General features: G+C 70.1%; 24 protein-coding genes and 1 pseudogene. 20 read left to right on the top strand and 5 right to left on the bottom strand.

Features of this window, described 5'->3' with window-relative positions; genetic code table 11:
- The first annotated feature begins 102 nt into the window (after positions 1-102).
- The 13 genes and pseudogenes from ABZ848_RS27890 to ABZ848_RS27830 form a co-directional block, all read left to right on the top strand.
- On the top strand, positions 103-258 hold the full coding sequence (locus ABZ848_RS27890) for a hypothetical protein (RefSeq protein WP_360836234.1): 156 nt from the start codon (positions 103-105) through the stop codon (positions 256-258).
- Positions 251-901, top strand: a complete 651-nt coding sequence (locus tag ABZ848_RS27885; protein ID WP_360836232.1) for a hypothetical protein — start codon at positions 251-253, stop codon at positions 899-901. The genes ABZ848_RS27890 and ABZ848_RS27885 overlap by 8 nt, the downstream gene beginning before the upstream one ends.
- A gap of 36 nt (positions 902-937) precedes the next feature.
- Positions 938-1,696, top strand: coding sequence for a hypothetical protein (locus tag ABZ848_RS27880; RefSeq protein ID WP_360836230.1), 759 nt, complete (start codon positions 938-940; stop codon positions 1,694-1,696).
- A gap of 82 nt (positions 1,697-1,778) precedes the next feature.
- The gene (locus ABZ848_RS27875) at positions 1,779-2,111 is read left to right on the top strand and encodes a hypothetical protein (RefSeq protein WP_360836228.1); all 333 of its coding nucleotides are present in this window, start codon (positions 1,779-1,781) and stop codon (positions 2,109-2,111) included.
- On the top strand, positions 2,108-2,371 hold the full coding sequence (locus tag ABZ848_RS27870) for a hypothetical protein (protein ID WP_360836226.1): 264 nt from the start codon (positions 2,108-2,110) through the stop codon (positions 2,369-2,371). The genes ABZ848_RS27875 and ABZ848_RS27870 overlap by 4 nt, the downstream gene beginning before the upstream one ends.
- Positions 2,372-2,400: 29 nt before the next feature.
- Positions 2,401-2,793, top strand: coding sequence for a hypothetical protein (locus tag ABZ848_RS27865; RefSeq protein ID WP_360836224.1), 393 nt, complete (start codon positions 2,401-2,403; stop codon positions 2,791-2,793).
- On the top strand, positions 2,790-3,596 hold the full coding sequence (locus ABZ848_RS27860; protein ID WP_360836223.1) for a DUF317 domain-containing protein: 807 nt from the start codon (positions 2,790-2,792) through the stop codon (positions 3,594-3,596). The genes ABZ848_RS27865 and ABZ848_RS27860 overlap by 4 nt, the downstream gene beginning before the upstream one ends.
- 37 nt (positions 3,597-3,633) lie before the next feature.
- Entirely contained in the window at positions 3,634-3,918 is a 285-nt protein-coding gene (locus ABZ848_RS27855) for a hypothetical protein (RefSeq protein ID WP_360836221.1), read from the top strand.
- A 107-nt stretch (positions 3,919-4,025) separates the two neighbouring features.
- Entirely contained in the window at positions 4,026-4,169 is a 144-nt protein-coding gene (locus ABZ848_RS27850; protein WP_360836220.1) for a hypothetical protein, read from the top strand.
- Positions 4,166-5,023, top strand: a complete 858-nt coding sequence (locus tag ABZ848_RS27845) for a DUF317 domain-containing protein (RefSeq protein WP_360836219.1) — start codon at positions 4,166-4,168, stop codon at positions 5,021-5,023. Before ABZ848_RS27850 ends, ABZ848_RS27845 begins: the two co-directional genes overlap by 4 nt.
- The gene (locus tag ABZ848_RS27840) at positions 5,020-5,634 is read left to right on the top strand and encodes a hypothetical protein (protein WP_360836217.1); all 615 of its coding nucleotides are present in this window, start codon (positions 5,020-5,022) and stop codon (positions 5,632-5,634) included. Before ABZ848_RS27845 ends, ABZ848_RS27840 begins: the two co-directional genes overlap by 4 nt.
- Positions 5,635-5,639: 5 nt before the next feature.
- Positions 5,640-5,792, top strand: a complete 153-nt coding sequence (locus ABZ848_RS27835) for a hypothetical protein (RefSeq protein ID WP_360836216.1) — start codon at positions 5,640-5,642, stop codon at positions 5,790-5,792.
- A 23-nt stretch (positions 5,793-5,815) separates the two neighbouring features.
- Positions 5,816-5,905: pseudogene (locus ABZ848_RS27830) on the top strand (hypothetical protein); the annotation flags it as partial.
- Between the two features lie 43 nt (positions 5,906-5,948).
- Here the strand turns inward: ABZ848_RS27830 and ABZ848_RS27825 are convergent.
- Positions 5,949-6,389: a hypothetical protein gene (locus ABZ848_RS27825; protein ID WP_360836252.1), complete on the bottom strand. Its 441-nt coding sequence runs from the start codon at positions 6,387-6,389 to the stop codon at positions 5,949-5,951.
- Positions 6,390-6,439: 50 nt separating this feature from the next.
- Here ABZ848_RS27825 and ABZ848_RS27820 point away from each other — a divergent pair, with 50 nt between their 5' ends.
- From ABZ848_RS27820 to ABZ848_RS27795, 6 genes are all read left to right on the top strand, one after another.
- Positions 6,440-8,230 carry a TraM recognition domain-containing protein gene (locus tag ABZ848_RS27820; RefSeq protein WP_360836251.1) on the top strand — a complete coding sequence of 597 codons (1,791 nt, stop codon included), beginning with the start codon at positions 6,440-6,442 and terminating at the stop codon, positions 8,228-8,230.
- 161 nt (positions 8,231-8,391) lie between these two features.
- Positions 8,392-9,156 carry a hypothetical protein gene (locus tag ABZ848_RS27815; protein ID WP_360836215.1) on the top strand — a complete coding sequence of 255 codons (765 nt, stop codon included), beginning with the start codon at positions 8,392-8,394 and terminating at the stop codon, positions 9,154-9,156.
- 162 nt (positions 9,157-9,318) lie between these two features.
- The gene (locus tag ABZ848_RS27810) at positions 9,319-9,570 is read left to right on the top strand and encodes a hypothetical protein (RefSeq protein ID WP_360836213.1); all 252 of its coding nucleotides are present in this window, start codon (positions 9,319-9,321) and stop codon (positions 9,568-9,570) included.
- A 5-nt stretch (positions 9,571-9,575) separates the two neighbouring features.
- Positions 9,576-10,841 (top strand): DNA cytosine methyltransferase, encoded by a 1,266-nt coding sequence (locus ABZ848_RS27805; RefSeq protein WP_360836249.1) that lies wholly within the window; start codon positions 9,576-9,578, stop codon positions 10,839-10,841.
- Positions 10,841-11,962 carry a DnaB-like helicase N-terminal domain-containing protein gene (locus ABZ848_RS27800; protein WP_360836211.1) on the top strand — a complete coding sequence of 374 codons (1,122 nt, stop codon included), beginning with the start codon at positions 10,841-10,843 and terminating at the stop codon, positions 11,960-11,962. The genes ABZ848_RS27805 and ABZ848_RS27800 overlap by 1 nt, the downstream gene beginning before the upstream one ends.
- Before the next feature lie 86 nt (positions 11,963-12,048).
- Positions 12,049-12,846, top strand: a complete 798-nt coding sequence (locus ABZ848_RS27795) for a DUF317 domain-containing protein (protein WP_360836209.1) — start codon at positions 12,049-12,051, stop codon at positions 12,844-12,846.
- Positions 12,847-14,420: 1,574 nt separating this feature from the next.
- Here ABZ848_RS27795 and ABZ848_RS27790 read toward each other — a convergent pair.
- The 3 genes from ABZ848_RS27790 to ABZ848_RS27780 form a co-directional block, all read right to left on the bottom strand.
- Complete coding sequence (locus ABZ848_RS27790; protein WP_360836207.1) at positions 14,421-15,311, bottom strand: DUF5655 domain-containing protein; 891 nt, start codon at positions 15,309-15,311, stop codon at positions 14,421-14,423.
- A gap of 278 nt (positions 15,312-15,589) precedes the next feature.
- Entirely contained in the window at positions 15,590-17,008 is a 1,419-nt protein-coding gene (locus ABZ848_RS27785) for a hypothetical protein (RefSeq protein ID WP_360836206.1), read from the bottom strand.
- Positions 17,002-17,610 (bottom strand): hypothetical protein, encoded by a 609-nt coding sequence (locus ABZ848_RS27780; protein ID WP_360836204.1) that lies wholly within the window; start codon positions 17,608-17,610, stop codon positions 17,002-17,004. The genes ABZ848_RS27785 and ABZ848_RS27780 overlap by 7 nt, the downstream gene beginning before the upstream one ends.
- A gap of 564 nt (positions 17,611-18,174) precedes the next feature.
- On the opposite strand from ABZ848_RS27780, the gene ABZ848_RS27775 reads away from it, so the two are divergent.
- Positions 18,175-18,450, top strand: coding sequence for a helix-turn-helix domain-containing protein (locus ABZ848_RS27775; RefSeq protein WP_360836202.1), 276 nt, complete (start codon positions 18,175-18,177; stop codon positions 18,448-18,450).
- 558 nt (positions 18,451-19,008) lie between these two features.
- On the opposite strand, the gene ABZ848_RS27770 is transcribed toward ABZ848_RS27775, so the two are convergent.
- Entirely contained in the window at positions 19,009-20,517 is a 1,509-nt protein-coding gene (locus tag ABZ848_RS27770) for an SWIM zinc finger family protein (RefSeq protein ID WP_360836200.1), read from the bottom strand.
- Positions 20,518-21,611: the final 1,094 nt, after the last annotated feature.

Genomic DNA, 21,611 nt, shown 5'->3' with positions numbered 1-21,611 from the left:
ACCCGTCGTCCCCATGGGGAATTACGTGACCGCGGGGGTGGGGAATTACGTGACGCGGAACCCGCCCCACCTGGGGAATTTCGTGATCGTCGACACGCGCTGGTGGTGCTCGCCCCCGGGGACGTTACCGACCTCGACCCGGGGCCGGGCCCGGGCGTGTGGCGGACGTACCGGCACCTCTACCTGAGCGCCCTGCGCTACGACTTCCGGTGCCGCTCCATCGAATACCTCCTGAACCAGGTGCCGTTGAGTGACTGAACGCGGACCCGTACAGCTGGGCCCTGACCACGGATGCCGCTGGATCGCCGTCCAGGCACAGCCCGGCCGTCTCGACCTGCTCGCCAACCTCATCCGCCCGGACGGCACCTGGACCACGCGGCCCCACCAACTGCCCGCGCTCCTGGCAGCAGAGTGCCGACGCATCGAGGCCGAACTGGACCTTCGCTCTCCGCAGGGCGGCGGCCCGGATTCCGAGCAGACCGCCCGATGCGCGCACCGCGCCACCACACCAGCCCACGGCGCCTCACCCGGTGCTGCCGACGCCACCGCCCAACTCGCCGGAGTGCTGCGGCAGCTCGCCGACGAGAACACCGGTGCGCTCGCAACCGTGCGCGGCCTCGTCGAGCACACGGCCCACCGTCTCGACCGCCTTCCGCGCGCCTACGGCCGAGCCACCGGACACCAACTGGAGCTGATCACCCGCCGCTTGCACGGCATCCAGCAGGACCTCGACACCACCGTCCGCGCCCTGCCCGGCAACATCCCCGCGTCGCAGGGCGGCTTGACCCGCGCGGAGGCGCACATGGTCGCCCTGGTCGCCGCCGCACAACTGGCACCGCTTTGCACCCTGATGGCCGCCAGCTCGGTCACCGCACCGGCCCGGGCCAGCCAGCAGCACTGACCCCCGCCCCTATTCCTTATGCCTTTCGAGGAGACCATGCACGACCCCGCCCCCGACACCGGTCTCGGCTCATTCGCAACCGTCCTCGCCGGCGAACTGGCCGGCGCCTGGACCAGCACATACCACCCGGACCGCGGTGACGCGACAGCCCACGACGCCCTCACCAACGACGTGTGGGACATGAACGACGTCGCCGACACCCTGGCCCGGCACGCCGTGGACCACTGCGCCGTACTGACCCGAGACGACAGCACCCGGCTGTTCATCGCCGAGGGCCCCGGCCCCGGCGAGGGATACCTGATCGCCGCCATGGCCCCCGCCGACGCACCGGCCGAGGCGTTCCGCGGCGTCCGCGAGCCCGACGGCATCACTGTGGCCGCCGACCCGTTCAGCGCCGCCGAGGACATCCACTACGACCTGCTGCCCCGGTACGACAAGGCTCTGGCCCAGGTCCGCACCAACGCCGCCCGCCTCGAGACCTCATCGGCCGCTGAGCCGGAAAACGTGGTGATGACCTGGTCCGGCGACGCCCTCGTCGTCGACAAGCCCGACCGCGACGACGTCGTCCAAGCGCTGACCGACCACGGCTTCGCCCTCGACTCCGAACGCGACGTCCTCGTCCTGCCCGGTGACGACTCCGCGCGCCAGGCAACCTCCGTACGAGGCGCCGGCCACCGATTGTCCGAGCTGGGCGTCGGCGTCGCGCTGCGGAATCCGGCTGTCCGGCCCGCCCCCAGCACCACCCCGGTAGCGCCTCCGAGCCCGCCGGTCACGTCCCCGGGCCGCAGCCGCTGACCCGATCCCCGAACCGGAAGGCCGGCACGTGGGAAACCGCGCCGACGATGAAGGCACCGACGTCGCGATCTACATCAGACCGATGACCGACACGGTCCACGCCGACACCCCCACCGGCGCTCCCGAGGAGCTTCTGGCCCTGCTCGACAGCCTCGGTTTCAAACGCAACACCCTGACGACGGCCGGGCCCGTCTACGTCTGGCACGAGGTCCCCGCCCACCTCACCAACGCCGAGAAGAAGACGCTCGCCACCAGCGCCGTCCCCGCGCTGCTCATAGCCGGATACCTGGTCAACATCACCGAGGCCGTCTGGGATCCCGCCGCCTATCAGGACGCCGTACAGGCCCTACGCCGCCAGCGCACCGTGGCCGCGCCCACGGCCCCGCGTGCGCCGCGCTGTCGCCGTACGCGGTGACCAACCACCGAACCAATCCCGCTTCAACCGGAGTCCCCGTCCCCCGCACAACCGACCGCACCCCACCACCCATCACCCCCAACCGGAAGCCCCGCCTGGCCACCGCCCTCTTCCGGCGCTACCTGCGCGCCGTCACCGCCGACAGCCGCACCCGAACGAACCTGCTGGCCGGCGGACACCCCGAGGCCGCCCTCGACGAAGCCCGTCGCCGAGACACGGCCCCTATCGCCGACAGCTACCCCATCCGTCACCACAACTAGCCGCCCGACCTGGCCCGTTCAGGAGGCCCATGACCAACACCCCGCCCTTCTACTCCGTACGGCTCGCTGACGACATCGCGCTCCAACTCGGCCTGCTCACACAGCTCTTGGACCACGCTCCGCCGAACGAGGCCGCCCAGATCCTCGGCAAGGTCCTCGACTACGACGAGGGCCTGCTCGGGCGCGTCACCGAACTTGTCGCCACCGGATCTCGCTTCGCCCAGGACCACTCCCAGCGCGGCATCCTGCACCCCGAGGTGTGGCTAGCCCTGGGCCGCGCCGCCAACGAACTCGGCAGCGTGGGCGTCGACCTCAACGAGCACACCGGCGCGATCAAACAGCTCGCCGCACTCGCCGCCCCGTCCACCAGCCCGGCTGCGCGGCCTTCCGGATCGGCGATGGTCGTCAGGCGGCACCGGTGAGACAGAGCAAGCAGTGGGCCGGCTGGGGCGCCGCCGGTCAGCAGGCCCAGCAGCACTACCTTGTCGAGCCCCGTCATCTCGCCGGCGGCGGGGACCTGCGCCACGTCACCGAGTACCTGCGCGCCTCCGGATGGAAGGACAGGTCCAAGAGCGGCGGGCCGGTCGTCTTCGACAGCCCGGACAAGTCCGTACGCATCGGATACGACCCTTTCACCCAGCCCGGAGGCTGGACCATCAGCGGGAAGAAGACCGCGCACCAAGACGCATGGCACGCCACCTTCGGCCGGCACACCCCCGTCGAAATCGTCGCCGGCCTTACCGACACCCTGCTCACGCCCCGCACGGCGCACGCCCCCAACGTGTGGGAACCCCTCCTGCAACAGGGCTGGGAGACCGAGCGCGGCCAGCACTTCACCGCCCGCAGCCCGGACGGCGACGCCTTCGTTCGCTTCCACCAGTCGGACCCCGGACAGACGCACTGGTGGGTCGGCGCCCGCAACGAACACGGCCGAGTGTGGGAGGCGACGTTCACACCGACCACGCCGATGCACCTGGTGCAGGCATTCAGCACGGCGCTCGCGGACCCGGAGCCGGTGCTGCGGCCCCTCGGCCACATCCCGCCCTCCCAGCGGATCCGCACCACCTCCGTCTCCGTCCTGCCATCCCAGCTCGGCGCCTGGCAGCAGGCCCGGATCACCGCCGCCCGAGCGGCCACGTGGACCCGTAACTCCTTCGCCACCCAACGGTCCCGCACCCCGCCCGGCACGCGCCCGTACGCCGGGCAGTCGGGCCGGGTCCGGTGAGCCACGAACGCTTCTACTTCCCCACCGTTCACGGTGGTTGGACGAGGTCACGCTGCGGCACCTGGCCAGCGGCGGTGATCTCCGGCATGTGACCGAGAACCTGCTCGCCGCCGGGTGGAGCAACCAGTCGGTGCCCGGCTACCCGCACGTCCTGCCGGAGAGCCCCGACGGGCAGCTCCATCTGGCCCTGGAACCCACCGCGCCCGAGCCGCGCGAGTCCTGGTGTCGCATCCACCCCGCCGAACGCGGTGAAGTGGTCCGCCCAGTGCGGCGGCCACGCCCCGATCGAGCAGGGCCAGCGCATCGAAGGAAGCGCCGCTAGGGGGCGGCAGCCGCTCCGGCCGAACCACCGCACCGACCGTTTCTCGCAAGGACATCGATGCTCACCCCCCGACCACCAACCTGCCGACGTCTCCTGGGGACACAGCCATGACCCCACGCGTGCTCCGCCGCCTCGACGCCACCACCGCCAGCCAACACGGCCACACGCACGACGGCACGCTGCCCGCCTTCGCACAGGGCCCGAGCCGCACAGCCGTCAGCCACCAGACGGGCGGCAGCACGTGCCGGTGACCGAACGGCAGCTCGCCACCTTCCGGCACGACCATGAGTCGCACTTCCTCCACGTCACCAGCCCCCGATATCTCGCAGGCTCCGGCGATGCCCGCCACATCACCCATGCCCTGCTCGCCGCCGGCTGGAGCGTCACCTCCGATCCGGCCTGTCCGCAGACCCAGCTCGACAGCCCGGACCTGTCGGCCCGCCTGGAGGTGGCGAGTCAGTTCACCCCGAGCCGCTGGTGGCACCTGACCGCCAAGCCGTCAGAAGCCACCACCTGGTCCGCCTCGTTCAGCCGACAGGTCCCGGCCGAAATCCTGGCCGGGCTCACCGACACGCTCCTCACCTCCGCGCCCGCCGACGCCCCCGACCCGTGGGGCCTCTTCCGCGAGGCCAACTGGAGCGTCACCCAGAGCGAGAACGGCACAGGACTAGAAGCCCTGTCGCCCGACCGGCGGATGGTCGTCGAATACAGCCGTCCCCTCGACATCGAGTTCGCCTCCTTCTCCTGGCGTATCCGCGCGAAGAAGTACCCCGCTGCTGCCGACGAGAGCCCCCTAGACGGCCTTGCGGTATGGGACGGCTGGCTCAACCAGCACACGCCCGCGCACGCCGTCGCCGGTTTCATCACCGCTCTGACAAGTACCGAACCGCTTCTGCGCGGCTTGGGCCAGCACGGCTGGCCATTCGGAGTCCAACACGAGCGGACCAGCCGCACCGGCCGCGTTGTCGCCGACGCCCACCAGCAGCGCGTCAAAGGCATCCAAGCCCTCGTCCGCACAGCCCGACGCTGCGGACGACTCGACGCCGCCGCCACGACGGCCGCCCCCGTCCCGGCCTCGGTGCCGACGGCGGCACACGCCCGATGAACAAGGAAGATCCAACCCTGGCCTCCCCGCTTTCCTCCCCTAGCGTCGTCCATCAACAACGCCTCGACCAGCTCGCCGTGTTCGTGCGCACCAGCGAGCAGCTCTTGGACGCGTGGGACGCCTACTCCGACCAGCACACCGGCCCCGACGGCTGGCCCTACGACGCCGAGTCCTACGGGCGGCGCGCAGCCCTGCGCGACGCCGACACCTGGTCGGCTGCCGCCCGCATCCGCCCCTTCGCCCGCGACCTGATCTCCACCGCCGCCGTCCAGCTCCAGCACCTGCCCGCTCGTACCGTCCAGCCGGCCTGGCCGTGGCGCCTCTCGGCAGTCGACGACGCCCTCGACCAACTCGACGCCCTCGAAGCCGACTACTGGGCACGCCTCGACGAACTGCCGCCGTCCGCCGGTCCGGGCACAGCGGGATACGACGACCTGGTCGACGCCCGCAACGCCGAGGCGTGGCACGCGCTGGACGAACTCGCCCTGCACACCCCAGCGGTCCTCGCCATCCACGCCGCCGTCCAAGCCACCCCGCCCTGTCTGGACGCCGTCGCACCCCGGCCCGCGCCCGCGGAATCCGCGAGCCCCGCACCGGTGGCCCGGAGGTGAGGCGGATGCGCGTCCTGCCCCACGACGCGGCCGACGAGGTCCTCGTCCCCCCGCCCAGCCTGGCGGGCGGCGAGGACCCCCGCTGCATCACCGCAGCCCTCAACCAGGCCTGCGGTGTCGCTACGAGCACATCCCGCTCTCCTCATACGTCCACCTGATCCGCTGCAACCAACAGGCCGAATTGATCCAGTATCCAGACCCGGACGAACCGGGGTGGACGGTCCTCCACACCCCCACCGACGAACACCCCGCTTGGTTCGAACGGTTCGGAGCCCGCATTCCGGTGGAGATCCTCGCCGCGTTCGCGGACGCCCTCACCGGCGCCGCCCCCGCACGGCGGTCGACGATCCTTTCGAGATCCTGTAATCGGCCGACTGGCTGGAGCACTCCGATCGTGCCGCGTCGCCCCGCGACAGCCTCCTGCGAGTCGAGCGCGTCGGACCGTGGCCGGACAGCTGGTTCGTCACCAGCACGCTGCCCGGCGACCCCGACACGGTGATCGGCGTGCCCACCTCGGCGGCGGCACCCCGTGGCCCCTGGTCGCCACCCTCGTACGGGCCCTCACCGACGCCACTGCGCTGCGCCGCGATCCGGCCGTTCTCCCCCTCTTCGTACGCCCCCACCTGCAGCCAGCCCCCGCACCGCCGCCCCCGGGCATCGGGCTGGATCCGCTGGCACAGCGCGTCCAGGACCTCGCCGCCCGACGCCCACGTGCGGCCGCAGCGGCCGTGCCGCCGCACCGGCCGAAGCCCCACCGCGCCCTACTCGCTGACCACCCTCGCGCCCTCGCCTCCTGGACCCCCCCCTGCCCAACACCTCACCCTCTTCCAGCAACGACGGCTACGACATCGCCTTCAAGGTCCTCCTCGGTGCCCTCGCCATCGCCGTCCCCCTGTCCAACCTCGCCTGGCTGTGCGGCAACCTCACTGCCCGGATCACCGCCTCAGCACCCTGGGCGCCGTACCGACCGGTCGATGCCCTGCTCCATCCAGCTCGGCTCTGGCCCCAGGCCGGAGAATCGTCCCTGCTCTGGGCCACCCGCATCTTCCCCGTCACCGTCATGACCGCGTTCGCGCTGACTACCGCTGTCGTCTGGGCTCGGCACAAGAACGCCAGCGGGCGAAGGAAGGTCGCCTCGATGGCGAAGCCGAAGGACATCGAGCCGCTGATGGCCAAGGCGATCACCGCAAAGGCGCGTTCACTTCGGCCGAGCCTGGGGAACGCCAAACACATCGACCCGGACGACACCGGCATCCTCCTCGGCAACTTGCAAGGCACTCGCCACGAAGTCCGGATGGGGTACGAGGACGTCGCCGTCGCAATCATGGCTCCCCGTTCCGGCAAGACCACCTCGCTGGCGATCCCGTCCATCCTGAACGCCCCTGGCCCTGTCCTGCTCACCTCGAACAAGGCCGCCGGTGACGCCTACACCGCCACCCTGGGCGCCCGCGCCTCGGCGGGACGGGTGTGGTCGATGGACCCGCAGCAGATCGCCCACGCCACCCGACAGATGTGGTGGAACCCGCTCGCCGACGCCAAGACTCTCGACGGGGCGGGCAGGTTGGCCGGCCACTTCCTGGCCGCGTCCGTGGACGCCTCCCAGCAGGGCGACTTCTGGTCCAAGGCCGGCAGCAACATCCTCAGTCAGCTGTTCCTCGCCGCCTCCCTCGACGAACGGCCGATCACCGACGTCATGACCTGGCTCGCGTTCCCCGCCGACCGCACCCCGCTGGACATCCTGCGCGACCACCAGTTCACTGCGGTCGCCGCCCAGCTCAAGGGCACGGTCGAAGGACCGCCCGAGACCCGTGACGGCATCTACGAGACTGCCCGCCAGTACGCAGCGGCCCTCCTCAACACCGAGATCGCCGCCTGGGTCACCCCGCAGAAGGATGTCTCCGAATTCCGGCCCGCCGAGTTCGTCACCTCTGCCGACACCCTCTACCTGCTGTCGAAGGATGGCGGAGGCGGAGCCTCCGCCCTGATCGCGGCGTGCGCGGACTCCGTGATGCGCGCCGCGACCGCTCAGGCCGAACGCGCCGACGGACGCCTCGACCCTCCCATGCTGGCGATCCTCGACGAGGCCGCCAACGTCTGCAAGATCAGCGATCTCCCCGACCTGTACTCCCACTTGGGCTCGCGCGGGATCATCCCGATCACCATCCTGCAGTCCTACCGCCAGGGCCAGAAGGTCTGGGGGGACGCGGGCATGGACGCCATGTGGTCCGCGAGCACGGTCAAGATCATCGGGAGCGGCATCGACGACCCCGACTTCGCCGACAAGCTCTCCCGCCTCATCGGTGACCACGACGTGGAGACCACCTCGACCTCCACCTCCGAGTCGGGGAAGTCGACCTCGGTGTCGATGCGGCAGGAACGGATCCTGCCCCCGGACGCGATCCGCGCCCTGCCCAAAGGCACCGCCTTGTGCTTCGCCACCGGCATGCGCGCCGCCATGCTCGACCTGCGCCCCTGGTACCAGGAACCCGGCGCCGATGCTCTCGCCTCGGCCTCCGCCCGCGCGTCCAAGGCCATCACCGCGCGCGCCGTCGCCAAGTCTGCTCCCTCCCAAGACGACTTCGGCCCGGCCGCATGAATCCCGGAACACCCTGTCCGTATCGCCCGATCGCACATTGAGCAAGGCATGACATCCCGCGAATCCTCGCCCTCACCGCCCCACCGCGTGCCCCGCAGTACCGCGTCACCGAGCCCGACCACCGCCGCGGCCACGCCGTCCCCGACCATACGGCGCCGCTCATGACCAGGGCGCCCGCCGAATCCCTGCTGTTCGACGTGCCGCCGCCGCTAACGCCCGTCGAGCGGCTGCTCCTCCTCGCCGGCCAGTACACCCGGCACAACGACGCGCTCGACCTTCTCCTTCGCGAGGCACCCGAACGCGAGCCGCAGGTCCATGCCACCTCCGCTCAGCGCCTGGCGTCCGACACCCGCGTCGCCGTCAAGACCATCCAGGATGAACGGCTCTACGACAGCATTGAGTTGGCGGAGACGCTGGTGCGGCTGAAACAGCTCGCCTTTCTCAGCACCGCGTCGGCCGACTCGGGTGTTCAGGCAGCTCGTGAGCTGACCGCGCTGGCTCCGCAAGCCGTGGTCGGCTGCGCCGCGAGCCTCAACGCGGAGATGCGGCAACGCCGCTGGTCGACCGCCGCGGCACCGGAAGCACGGCTCACCGCCACTCAGCGCACTGCCCTGGAGCAGATCGCCTGCGGTCATGTCGTGGCGAGTGCCTCCCTGGGGCGGGAGTTCACGCGGTCCCGGGAGCCCAAGGTCCTGATGAGCACACTTCGAGCTCTGGAGGCCAAGGGTCTCGCGGTACGGACCCCGGCCTCTGCTCCCGGTGCCTACATCGGCGCCCCGGCCCAAGACCGCGTACACCTGGCACCAGCAGGCATCACGGCCCTCACCTCAGTCCTGGGACTACCCCTGACAGGGACCGGCTCAGCCCCCAGGGCTACGCCCCGCCCGATCCCCACCGTCACACCGGCAACCACCCCACGCCGCTGAACCACCGCCCGGGAGCAATCCATCTCCACACCTCCGCTCGACCTGACCGAAGAAGTCCGTCAACTCCGTGAACCGGCCCGCGACTTCGAAGCCCTTCACGCACGTGTACGCGAGACCTCCTACACCCCCGGCACCGACGCGCTGCGCCGCATCGGCCCGCTGTTGCTCGCGAGCCAGGACCTCACGGCCACCGCCCTGAGGCACCTGATCGCCCTCGACGACAGCGCGTACACCAGCCTCGCCGGCAGCCGCTCCGGCCTGGAGCTGATGGCCTCGGTCGTGCACGGCTCATCGCTCGCCGGGAACGACCTCGCCAACGCGCTGTCCGCCAACCCGTACGAGGGTGCGCCGTTCGCCTGGGCCTGCCGGGGTGAAGCCGAGCCCGTGCAGGACGACTTCGGGCTGGCTTCTTGAGGCGGATCATCCTCGACCTGTTCGCCGGTCCCGGCGGCTGGAGCCACGCGCTGACCGTCCTGGGCGCGCGGGATGTCGGTCTGGAGTGGGACGAGTGGGCCTGCAAGACGCGAGCGAAGGCCGGGCAGTTGACGATCCGGACCGATATCGCCGTCTATCCGGCATGGATCTTCTCCGGCCGGATCCTCGGGCTGATCGCCTCGCCTCCGTGTCAGGCATGGTCGATGGCGGGCAAGCGCCTCGGCCTGGTCGACCAGCCCCTCGTTCACCAGGCCGTCTCCGATCTCGCCGCCGGACGTGACACCCGCGAGCAGCTGCTCGGCGCGTGCGCGGACCCACGCTCACTCCTCGCCGCCGAGCCCATGCGCTACCTGCACGCCCTAAACACAGTGGGCGAGCCGGAGTGGGTGCTCATGGAAGAAGTCCCCGACGTCCTGCCCCTCTGGCGGCAGTACGCGGCCATCCTGCGGACTTGGGGGTTCTCCGTGTGGACCGGCGTCCTCAACGCCGCCGACTACGGTGTCCCCCAGACGCGGAAGCGGGCGATCCTGCTCGCCTCCCGTATGCGGACCGCCGAACCGCCGCCGCCCACCCACGCGCCGTCCGCCGAACCGGAGTCGCTGTTCGGGCCCGGCCGGGCTCGCTGGGTGTCCATGGCCCAGGCCCTGGGCTGGGGCGCCACCGACCGTCCCGTGCCCACCGTGTGCGCGGGCGGCGGGCCGGGAGGCGGCCCCGAGCCCTTCCCCTCCGGCTCCCGCAAGACGCTGACCGATGCCCGCGACCGCGGCACCTGGACACCCCACCCTGACACCGAACTCGCCCTGGCCTCCCGTCGGGAGGACTCCGGCCGGTCCTCCCGGCCCGGTGAGAACCGCCTCGCAGCTTCTCCGGGACCCACTTTCACCGCCGAGGCGCACCGCTGGTCGTGGTCACTGCGGAGCAACAACCAGACCAACGCGACCGTGCGCCGTGCCGACGAGCCCGCCGGCACCCTGTTCTTCGGTCACCGGGCCAACGAGTGCACCTGGGTCGCCGACACCGCCTCCGGCCTCCCGCACGACGAGCACCGGGCGGCACCGCCCCCGATCAAGATCACCGCCCGGGAAGCGGGGGTGCTTCAGACCTTCCCCGCCGACTACCCGTGGCAGGGCAACAAGGGCCAGACCTTCTCGCAGATCGGCAACGCCGTCCCCCCGCGCCTGGCCGCCCACTTGCTCGCCCCACAACTCAACAAACCCTTCAATCCCGACGACTTCGCCCTCGCCGCCTGATGCCCCACACTCCCGAACCCGACGAGGACGACGACCTCGACCGCACGCCGGCGCCGAAGCCGGTGCACTACGCCGAGCAGGCCCTGCTCGGCGCCCTCCTCCTCGAACCCGCCCGTCTGACCGACACCGATCCGCTGATCGCCCAACACTTCGACAGCCACACCCACGCCGCGCTGTTCACCGCGATCCGCACGCTCCCACCACCCGACCCCACCGACCATGCCAAGGACACCGCCTGGCTCAACTCGGTGCTGGACCATGCGCGTCCGCGCGCTCCCGGATTGAACGCTTCCTACCTGCACCACCTCATCCAGTTCTGCCCGCTGCCGAAGCATGCTGCGGCGTACGCCAGGATGATCCGCGCCGACAACGCCCGCAGGGTTCTGCGTGCCCACGCCGAGCGCCTCGCGTCCACCGCGGCCGACCCGGGCCTGCCCAACCCGGCCGCCGCGACGCTCGGCATGGCCGACGACATCGGCCGCGTCCTGGACTCCCTCGCCCAACAGTTCGCCCCGCACCCCGGATCGCTCCCCCGCACGCCACTCCCCGCGGAGGTCCCACGGCAGGCGGACGAAGAGGCCCTCAACGAAGAGCGCCTCCTCCTGGCGACCGCAACCGCGTATCCGGCGGAGGTCCGTCAGATGCGGTGGCTGACCGAGGCGGACTTCCTGCTGCCGCTGCACGCCGCGCTGTGGCAGTCCATCACCGCACTGGTCCACCGCGGCGACATGGTCGACCCCGTCACCGTCCTCGGCGAGGCCCAGCACCGCGGCCTGCTCACCGGCTCCCTCACCCCCAAAGAGCTGATGGCCGTGGTCTCCACGCCCGCCGGCTCGCCCGAGTACTGGGGCGAGAAGATCCTCCAGCGCGCTCTCCTCGCCCGCGCCCAGTCGGTCGCCGTACGGATCACCGCCTACGCCGACGACCTGGCCAACACCCCTCACCAACTCGTCACCGGCAGCCGCCGTGCCCTGGCCGACCTGAGCTCCCTACGCACCCGCTGGAACCGCGCCACCGCTCCCTCGCCCGCCGCCAGCACACCGGCACGGTCGACGCCACATCCCCGGGCCGGACCGCCACACCGGCCGACGGTCACCGCCGCCGCGCGCATCCACCGATAGCCGCAACCCACCGGGCCAGACCCGCCTCCATGGCGGGGTGCCCATCTCTTACGCCCTGTAGCCCTCTCACACCCCGGACCCGCCCCATGACCGACGCTGAACACCAGGCTGCCCAGACCCAGACCGCACCGACCTCATGTGACACCACTTCGAACGCGACTGTCCCGGCCCTCGAGGGTGTGCCCGCCTACGCCGCCGACCCCGGCGACCACGAGGCCATGCTCGACGGCTTCTTCACCGAAAACGGCGACTGGGAGAAGTACAGGACCTGGGACGACAACACCACCATCGCCAGCCACGAATCGCTCACCCTGCGCGCCCTCTTCGACCACGACGCCCAATCCCGCGATCCTAAGTGGACCATCGCCGCGTACGAGACACCCGTCAGCGGCCTGCTGTGGCAGATGACCGTCGCAGCCGCCACTCCCGCCCCCGTGCTCAGCTCCCTGCTGGCCGTCCTCGCCGCCGGAGGGGCCTGGGACGCAGCCATCGGCAACTCCATCACTCCGAGGATGATCGCCCAGGTGACCCGTCCCCTCACCGACGCCGGCTGGAGGCACACCACTCACGGACAGCACAGTCTCTGGCAGACACCCCCGGGCGACGCCGGCATCACGCTCGACAGCTCCGCCGTATCGGGCACGGGCATGGAGCTCACCGCGTGGACCCTCTGGGCCGGCCCCACCGTCGGCCGTCCCACCTGGGCCATTGACGCCACCGCCGACACACCCGCCGGGCTCCTCGCCCACCTGGCCGAGGAAATCGCCCACGGCATCGGCACCCGTCGCACCGTCTCCCGCCCCGGACCGGCGGCCTCCCGACAGCACACCGCCGCGCTTCCGCCGACCGCACCCCCACCTCGCTCGTCGGCATCCCTACGCTGACCAGCTCACGCACTCGCGTGTTCCGCCAACACCACATCCCCGGTCCCGGAAAGGGGCCAGGGCCCGTCCACAACGGAGAGTAGGAACATGCCGTCCGCCTGAACTTCCGCCTATTCCCCATTCCCTGACTGCCTATCGCTAATTTCCGTAAGACAGCTGCCCCAGGGGCATGCAGCTCTTATGATGACGCCTGGCATATCGGCCTGTTCACGCTTCCTCCCTCACGCGCCCCGGCAACAAGGCCAGGGCTCCACGCGAGACCACGAGAGAGGCAGGACATGCCGAAACGCCTACAGGGTCAGACAGATCACGAAAGACAGACGACTGGGTTGGGCCGACAGCTAGGGGACATCCTCCGCAGCCGCTGGTGCCAAGCAGCGGGAACAGCCGCCGTAACGACGGTCATCACGGTGCTGACAAACAAGCTCGTCAGTCTCCTCTGACCCCTTCCCGGATCTCGTACATCCGGGAAGGGGCGGCCTGAGGATCGCGACTGCTGGCCAAGCGCAGTGCCCATGCCTTCGGGTGTGGGCACTGTCCGCTGTCGTTCCCGGCCAGGGCGGCGCGTATAACTTGACGCTTAAGGCCCTACATTGCACGGGAAATAAGAAGTAAGCAATACCTCCTCGGCGCCAGGCGGATTCCGAGCCTGCCATCAAGCCGACTACGACCCGCTGCAAAGCACCCTGCGTCAGCATCAGGTGATCCATGACGTTCTGTGATTGCCGGACAGTCGGTCCAGCCCCCTGCCTCACGAGCGCATCATGCGCAGGGGGATCGGCCGGGATACCGCTGTGCGCTACGGCGTACAGCGAGGACGCCCGCCCCGCTCAGGTCCCAAGCCGCGCCCACGCTCACGTCCTTGCGGCGTTCCTCAACGAACACTTCCCCTCGGCCGACGCCGGCGGTGAGGGCTGCACCGGGCATGTCCTCCAGCTGATCGATCCCTGGGGAGACGCCCGCTGGAACTGCCGAGCAGCTCGCCGCCACCCGGGCTCACCAGGGCCTCAACACGCTGGTCCTGCACGGACAGCATCATCGTGGTCAAACGCCATTGCGCGGGCCTTCCCCTGACGGCCTTCTCCGCTCTGGCCGATGACCATCTCATCGGCACCGACGGACACTTTCCGAGTACGACCAAGAACACCACAGTACGCACGGGGGAACTTCAGCGCCGCACCATCGCACTGACTCCTGCCGAGTCCGCAGTCGCCTGGCTTCACGAACGCCTGGCGAGAATCCCCTACGCCGATCTCCCCACGACCGGCCTGCTCCTTCGGCGCACACACGATCAGCACGACCCCGATTTCTTCGACGCCACGGTGGACATGGAACTGGCTCGCCACGGGAGGCCGCCGCTGGGCAGGCTCCCACAGCCACCTCACCGCGGTCCGCACCGAACCGTCCTGGACGATCCCCCCCCGCCGAGCAGCGAGCGTTCATGATCCAGCAGAGCGCCCGAATCCGAGACGCGCTTGGACCCGCGCACGCGGACACAACGGAGTTCCTCGCAGCCGTGCGTGAATACGCCGAGTTCTGAGCGGGCGTCAATATAACGGTGGATCCCCGGTTACTCACGCCACGGCGTAACTCAGCCGGAACAGATCCTGCGCACGCTCCAAGTCCTGCACAGTGCGCAGCTGAACCTCCAGGTCCCCCGTGCCATGGTGGCCGAGCCCCGTCACGTCCCGGGTAAAGCCCGGCACCAAATCCACCGCAGCCGGATCCGCTTTTAGGTAGACGACCACTTTGGTCTGCTGGGGCGGGATGAGGCAGGCGAAGTTCCGCAACCGCTGATAGGCCCGGTACTGCTTCCGCTGCACCCGGGTGACGCCGTCCCCCAGGCCGACGAGGACCTCGTCGACCGCGGCAGCCAGCTCGGCCATCGCACCGCCCTGCTGTCGAACGGACTGCGCCCAGAACGCGCGGCGGCGTACCCGCTTGGGCTCAGCCGAGCGCCCCGTGACCGAGGCCACGGTCTCAAGGCCGAAGTGGTCTCTGCCGAAGTACCGGTAGCAGACCAGGTCGATCGAGCGCCGGTGCTCACGTACGGCGTGTACGTCGTAGCGCGTGAAGTCGCCGGCGATACAGATCAGGCGCGGTCCGCTCCACAACACCTGGGCCGCGGCCGTACTCCCGAGCCGATCGCGGACGAGGTGCTCGAACTCTGCCCTGTGGTCCATCAGCCACGCCAGATAGAACAAGCCCTGGTTGATGACGCCGGCATCGACACCCCGCTTGTACTCGACGATGACCGGCGAGCCGTTCTCGTCCAGCCCGAGCGAGTCGATCCGGCCGCCGTGGACCGGCCCGGTGCCGTACTCGCTCGCCAGAAAGCGGACGCCCAGCAGCGTCTCCATGTGTGCCTCGATGAGGCCCTGTACATCCGCCTCGACGTCAGCAAGACGCGGAGTGACCTCGCTCACGCCGCTACTCGTCTTGTGGAACAGCTTCAGCCCCGACACCTTCCCCCTCCTCGGCTCGAAGATCGAGAACGCCAGCGAGGGGTGCGATTATTTCTGCAAGGGTCTTCGAGCGCGTGAAGAGGGCGTGAAAGGCGGCTGCCGTCAGAGCCGCTGGGGCTCGCTGGCGTCCCACGACTCCCATGGGTCATCTGATCCCACATGCATCCAACACAGCGACTGACACTACGTCAGGCGCCTGGAAAGCAGCACTTCACACCGAGTTGGCCATGGACGTAGCAGGCTCCTTCTAAGTGCTACATGCGGCGCGGCTATGGGCATTAGCCGTCGAAAAGATCCGCCTGCTCCCAACGGGCTGGGGCTGGCTCGCCATCGAGAAGATTCTCAAGCTGTGCGGCATCTTCGGCGTCCAAGCCCAGAATCAACCGGAGAGTCGTACCGAGCAGCTCGGCGTATGGAACAAGTGCCCTCGCTCCCGGCGGGCTGGCAGTCCTGCTGACGAAATTGCACCGCAGAGGGACGCGGGTGAGGGTAAGGGCTTGCGCTTCGACCACACCCTCCTCCTGTCCCAACGCAGCGCTGATCCCGTCGAGTTGCGGATCGTGAGTGACGTCCTCACCGGGTGCGTCATAGCCGATGCTGCGGTTGGTCATCAGCATCCGGATCGAGGTCAAGGGGATGGCGAACCTGGCGGCCCGTTCCCGGACCTCGGCCAGCAGGGGTGCCTCGTACTCCTCTGGAGCGTGGAGATCCTTACGGCTGGCGGCCAGGAAGGCCACGAAGTCAGGGCCGCGCAGGCCGAGATGTCCATCGTCGATGATCCAGCGCCATGGGCCGCCAGCCCTCACCGATTCCGGTTCGACCACCATGCATACGTGCCCCTTCCACGTCTGCACTGCGCTGCGCATCAACCGCTGGAGGTTAGGTGTGTCCGTGATGTCGGTACGCAGCAGCGTGTTGGCGTCCACGAGCGGTCGGATGCGGCGCCAGAAAGCCTCATCCGTGATCTCCGGCGAGGAAAGGAGCAGACTCAGTGAGGTCTCGTCGAGGGATGTCTGGTGGGGCACAGTGGCCGGGAACTCCGACAACGACCGACCACTGCCCTGCCACATGGCCGCCATCAATGTGGACATGCGGCGCGACACATCCGGGACGGTGTGCCGGGAGACCTCTGAGAGAGCCAGGCGAGTGGGGTCGGCTTGCCCCTCACGGGCCGCCTCCACTCCCGTCCCGACCATACGCACGAAGCGCTCGACCTGACGCTCCCCCATGATGCCGCGACCGCCCTCGACGATCGCGTCGGACGCCAAAGCGGTCGGCGTCCGCGTAGGGGTGCGGGCAGGCAACGCCCCGAGCCCGGAGGGATCGAGCACAAGGGTGTGACGTTCCTCAGCGATTGTTTCCAACTGCTCTCGTGCAGGCCCGGTCCCGAGGTGGGCAAGCGGCACGACCAGCGGCTGCTGTTCGCGCTCGAAGAGCTGAACATCCGATGCGAGGAGTTCCGGGTCAGAGGACGCGCGAAGGTAGACGCGTCGTTCGGACTTGCGAGTGCCGGAACTCCAGGTCATCAACAGGTCTGGAACGTAGGTGTGGTTGAAGAAGTCCGTCCGCACGATCCGCGCGGTGGGGTACACATCCAGGAGACGCCGCTGGACCACATCTTTGACGCGCTCGACCGCTTGCCGCGGATCGGGGTGGTCGAGAGCGCTGTCGATCTCCGGCGCCACAGGCGTCACCATGACGACCTCCCCTGGCTGTTGTAGAAGTTGGCGACGACTCCACGCCAGTCGTCCAGCGGTACCAGCTTCTCCTGCTTCTCTGACATCACGACCAGCCAGAGCCGTTCGGACAAGTCCTCCACGAGCTCGTCCTTGATCGACTCGGCAGCCGCCTCCGGATCCTCGATGCCGAAGATCCTCAGCGACTCCGCAAGCACGGCCTCGCGGATCATCTGCGGGCTGGTGAGCAGATCCCAGTCATTGGCACGGAAGGGCGCCCAGCTGATCCACATGTAGTGGTCGCCGAGCATGTACTCCTGGCTCAGTGCCACGTAGCACTTGGCCAGGAAGCTCTTGTAAGCGGGACCCTGATCACTCGCGTTCTTGCGCCACTTCACCTCGGCGCAGAACATCTGGCCCTCCCACTCGCCGCCTCGCATCATCCCGCCGAGGTCGTACGAGAAGGGCCTCTCGTTCCCGTTTGGCCACCGCAAGGTGAGCTTCCGCGCCCACGCACCATCGATGTTGGTGTACGACTGCGACACACGCATGGTGCCCTCAAGCCACCGCTTGACGCGCTGCACCGCCTCGGCGCCCTTGACGTGCTCCTCTTCACCCGGCACGGCGCAAGAGTATCTCTACGTGCCATCCCCGATACAGAGGGCGAGGTATCTGGAAACCATTCACACTTGGTCGTCGGCAACGGCTACGGCTGCGGTCCCTTTCTCAGGCGCGAGGATACGACGCTCCTTCAGAGCCTCCCATACGCGCTTTCAGCCTCAGTTCTCATGGTCCCGCCCGTCGCTCGGGCGGGTGCGGACTCCAGCCCTTCAGATGCGGCTCAAGTTCATCCGGCGTCGGATCACGGGGAATCTGCGTGCCCGGAGGATTCAGCAGCGGATCGATCCCCCGCGCATACTTTCGCGCCCACTCCAGCCAAACTCGGCTCGTCACTCCACATGGTGCGCCATCGGAAGCGCATGGAGACAATGCCGACGGCTCCAACTAGCGATGCTGGCGCTGACTGGCCCCTATACAGCTCACCTCCAACGCGGAGCGAAGCAGGGTATCCGTCATTGGCCGGTTACCGAAACCGGTGAATCCACGGACGATTGGCAGTCCACCGCGTCTCCCCGCTTCCCCGCTCCAAGGGAAGCAACCAGACCCGAAAGGCACTGTTGACAGGAATGCCCAGCAAGAGCAGCGAAACGCCTCACGGCCAGTTCAGCCCCGACCACATACGCGCCACCTGGAGTGGGACGGCGAGCGTCGAGGACGCCGCCCGGGCGTTGGGCTTGTCGAGATCGAAGAGCTACGACCTCGTTCGCCGCGGGGAATTCCCATGCCGCGTGCTGCCGATAGGCCGCACCGCCCGCGTAGTCACCGCCTCGCTCCTCCGGGTACTCGAGAGCGGCGAACCGGAGTACAACCGAGCGTCCAGTGCGAGCCCCAATCCGTCATAACCAACTGCACGACGACGCCCCGCCGCAGCAGGCCGGCGGGGCGTCGTCGCATCAGGTCCCGTCTACGCAGGACCCCACGCTGGAGCGAGCCGACGGAGATCCTCACGTGTCACGAGCTATCACAGGCGTATCACCAACCCCGTGGACGATTTCACGGTACAGGGCGCTGACCTGCACCAACGCACTCGCCCCGGACTGTCTGGACACCCGTGGACGGTTTCTACGACATGTGCCATGTAGTGCCAAGCGATGGACCGAGGATGAGGACCGGGGCGTCTTCCGGGCCGTCGAAGCGGTACTGGAGGGCGGGGGTCGTCGTCTCACTCACCGCTCCACGCTAACCGCCGTTTCTGTCCGTTACGCCCATGGGCCCCCAGTCCTCACACCTGACTCCCGCGGATCACCCGTGAACCCTCACACCGCCTTCACGGGATGCGGGAAGACCGGGTCGAAGCGATGACCTGGAGGTGAGAGGGGTGGAGCGGTGGGGCGCGCCGAGGGGTCGCGGTGGTGTCGGGTCGGCAGCCCACGCGGCCTCGTGGGCGATCGCGGCCGGCCTCAGAGGTCGTTCGGTGTGCCGAGGCCGGTGAGGGCGCCCACCGGGTCCAGGTCGGGGGTGCCGCGGGGCCACCAGTCCTCGTCGCCCGGTTCCGATTCGTAGGCGTACCACAGGCCGTCGCGGCCGAAGCGGAGCTGGACGTGTCCGCGGGGGTGGGTGAGGTGGTTGCGCCAGGGCCGAAACGCCGGCAGGTCGGCGGCGAGCAGCAGCGGGCGGGCCCGGTCGAAGCGTCCGGCCGGCGGATCCCAGGGCTCCTCCAGCACGGCGAGCCCTTCCAGGCCTCCCTGCCGCCACGCGGCGACCGCCCGGGCCAGCTCGGACGGGGTGCGTTCGGCGGCGGAGGCGAGCGAGGCGTAGAGGGCGCGGGTGCCGGCGGTGAGGCCGGAACCGGGGCGGGCGGCGGCGAGCCGGACCGCGTCCTGCCACAGCGTCAGCTCGCCGACCGGGTCACGGCCGGTGGTGAGCAGGGCGTGCGCGCGTGCGGCGGCGTCGGTGGCGAGCTGGTCCAGTGCGAAGGGGTCGGGGCCGCCCGGTGCGGCCGGGTAGGCGGGGGGCTGCTCGGGGTGTGCGGGCGCTGGCAACGGTGGTGGCAGCGGCGGAAGTCGGCGGGCCGCAAGGACCTCCGTGGCGCGTACGCCGGGCAGCGGGGCGGGTTCCCGCTCCTGTGCGGCGCGGGCCGCGCGGGCGGCGTTGAGCCGGGAGAGGGCGTCGAGCAGCTCGCGTTCACCGCGGCCGCGCAGCAGGAGCAGCACGAAGGGGTCGGCGTCGAGGAGTCTGGCCGTCTGGTAGCAGAGGGCGGCGGCGTGCTTGCAGGGGTGACCGCGGTCGGGACAGCTGCAGTGCGGGTCGAGATCACGCGGCCCCGGCAGCAACGGCACCCCGCAGTCCGCGAGCGAATGCGGCAACTCCCGGTCCAGCAGGGCCGCGATATGCCCGGGCCGCTCGACGGCGACGTCCAGAAACCGCGCCCACTCGGCGTCGTCCAGCGTCCGCAGGCGCACCTGGACGCGGTAGGGGCGGGGACGGCTGCCCTGCACGTAGGCGAGTACGACACCTGGCGTGACGGTGATGGCGTCCACATGCCCCTGCTCGGCATAAGTCCGGCCGCGCGCCAGCCGCTTGGGATCCAGAGCGCCTTGTTCGAGCGCGCCGATCCAGGCGTTGCCCCACCAGGTCTCGGCGAACTGGGGGGAGGCGGCGGGGTCGGCGGCGGTGGAAGACGTGCGGGTCGCGGGCGACGGCAACGCCGGGAAGGTGCGCCGCAGTTCTCCGTCGCGCGAGGGGGCGGCCATGGAGTGGGGGACGCGTGGGAGGGGTGGGGCGGCGTCGGGTGCCGTGTCGTGCGGGTGTTGCGTAGGGGGTACGGCGGGGGGTACGGCAGGGGGTACGAGGGTGTCGGCCTGGTCGGTGGGGATGGGCGCCGCGCGATGGGAACTCCCTTGCCCCGAAGCGGCGTTGTGGTCGGCCCCCTCCCTCGGCTCCCCGGCCTCCTCCGTCCCGGCCGGCATCCGAAACGCGTCCGCGAGCAACTCGCGCAGCTCAAGGGCGCGTCCACCGGCACCCCGCCCCCGAACACCACCCGGCGACGGCCGCCGAGACGGCACGGCCCGCCGCGCCCCACGCTCGCCGACGGCCCCCCTCACCACAGCCTCGTCATCCCGCGCCCGCCGCGCCGCCCCACGCGCAGCCCGCAAGGCCTCCCGCGCGGCGTCCCCTGGACGCGGGCCCGCGGTATCAGGGCGCCGCGCCGTTCCCACGCCAGAACCACCGCCCGATTCGTGCCCACCCGAGTCGGGGATGGGGCCGCCTGAGGCGGGAGCGGGGTCACCTGAGTCAGGAGCGGGGCCGCCTGAGTCATCAGCGGGGCCGCCCGAGTCGGGAGTAGGGCTGCCCGAGTCGGGAGTGCGGGCACCCGAACCCGAGTCAGGAGCGGGGCCGCCTGAGTCGGGAGCAGGGCTGCCGGGGGCGGAAGTGCGGCCACCCGAGGTCACGACGGCCCCGTCCGGCTCAGCGACCGCTCCCGCACGCCGCCCCGAGCCAACCACGGACTCGCCCGAGGCCACACCACCCCCACCCGACTCGCCGACCGCCCCCGGGCGCCGATCCGAGCCCGCCGAGGACTCACCCGAGGCCACGCCGCCCCCACCCGACGCATCGGCCGCCCCCCGGCGCCGGCCCGAGCCCACCGAGGACCCACTCAATGCCGCACCGCCATCACCCGACTCATCGACCGCCCCCGCGCGCCGCCCCGAGCCGACCATGGACCCCCCGAAGTCCCCGGCATCACCCCTCTGCTCACCGGCAGCCCCGTCCGCGCCGCCTCCAGCCGAAGCCGCCTCATCCGTACGACCCCCGTCGGGCTCCCCCTCCCCCGCGCCCCGTTCCCCCCGCTCCCGCTCGGCCCCAACACGCCTCGCCGACAACGCCTGCCTCAGCGCCGCCCGGGCAGCATCGGCCGGCCGCACCTCGCGACGCGCCGGATGCACAGCGCCCCGCTCCGACGCCGCATCCTCCTCCGAAGGCGCCCCTTGCCCTGCCTCGGCGGCGGCCGCATGCCCTACCTGACCGGACTCACGCCCTGCCAGGTCGGCCTCACCCCCTG

This window comes from Streptomyces sp. NPDC047081 (genome assembly GCF_040643775.1).
GTDB lineage: Bacteria > Actinomycetota > Actinomycetes > Streptomycetales > Streptomycetaceae > Streptomyces.
Note: the sequence above shows the minus strand (reverse complement) of the source record. Positions and strands in the feature narration are given on the sequence as shown.

Coding starts and splice junctions, on each gene's coding strand:
- ABZ848_RS27880 (WP_360836230.1), top strand. CDS start 938: ATGCACGACCCCGCCCCCGACACCGGTCTCGGCTCATTCGCAACCGTC.
- ABZ848_RS27875 (WP_360836228.1), top strand. CDS start 1,779: ATGACCGACACGGTCCACGCCGACACCCCCACCGGCGCTCCCGAGGAG.
- ABZ848_RS27865 (WP_360836224.1), top strand. CDS start 2,401: ATGACCAACACCCCGCCCTTCTACTCCGTACGGCTCGCTGACGACATC.
- ABZ848_RS27850 (WP_360836220.1), top strand. CDS start 4,026: ATGACCCCACGCGTGCTCCGCCGCCTCGACGCCACCACCGCCAGCCAA.
- ABZ848_RS27840 (WP_360836217.1), top strand. CDS start 5,020: ATGAACAAGGAAGATCCAACCCTGGCCTCCCCGCTTTCCTCCCCTAGC.
- ABZ848_RS27835 (WP_360836216.1), top strand. CDS start 5,640: ATGCGCGTCCTGCCCCACGACGCGGCCGACGAGGTCCTCGTCCCCCCG.
- ABZ848_RS27815 (WP_360836215.1), top strand. CDS start 8,392: ATGACCAGGGCGCCCGCCGAATCCCTGCTGTTCGACGTGCCGCCGCCG.
- ABZ848_RS27800 (WP_360836211.1), top strand. CDS start 10,841: ATGCCCCACACTCCCGAACCCGACGAGGACGACGACCTCGACCGCACG.
- ABZ848_RS27795 (WP_360836209.1), top strand. CDS start 12,049: ATGACCGACGCTGAACACCAGGCTGCCCAGACCCAGACCGCACCGACC.
- ABZ848_RS27785 (WP_360836206.1), bottom strand. CDS start 17,008: ATGGTGACGCCTGTGGCGCCGGAGATCGACAGCGCTCTCGACCACCCC.
- ABZ848_RS27775 (WP_360836202.1), top strand. CDS start 18,175: ATGCCCAGCAAGAGCAGCGAAACGCCTCACGGCCAGTTCAGCCCCGAC.
- ABZ848_RS27770 (WP_360836200.1), bottom strand. CDS start 20,517: ATGCCGGCCGGGACGGAGGAGGCCGGGGAGCCGAGGGAGGGGGCCGAC.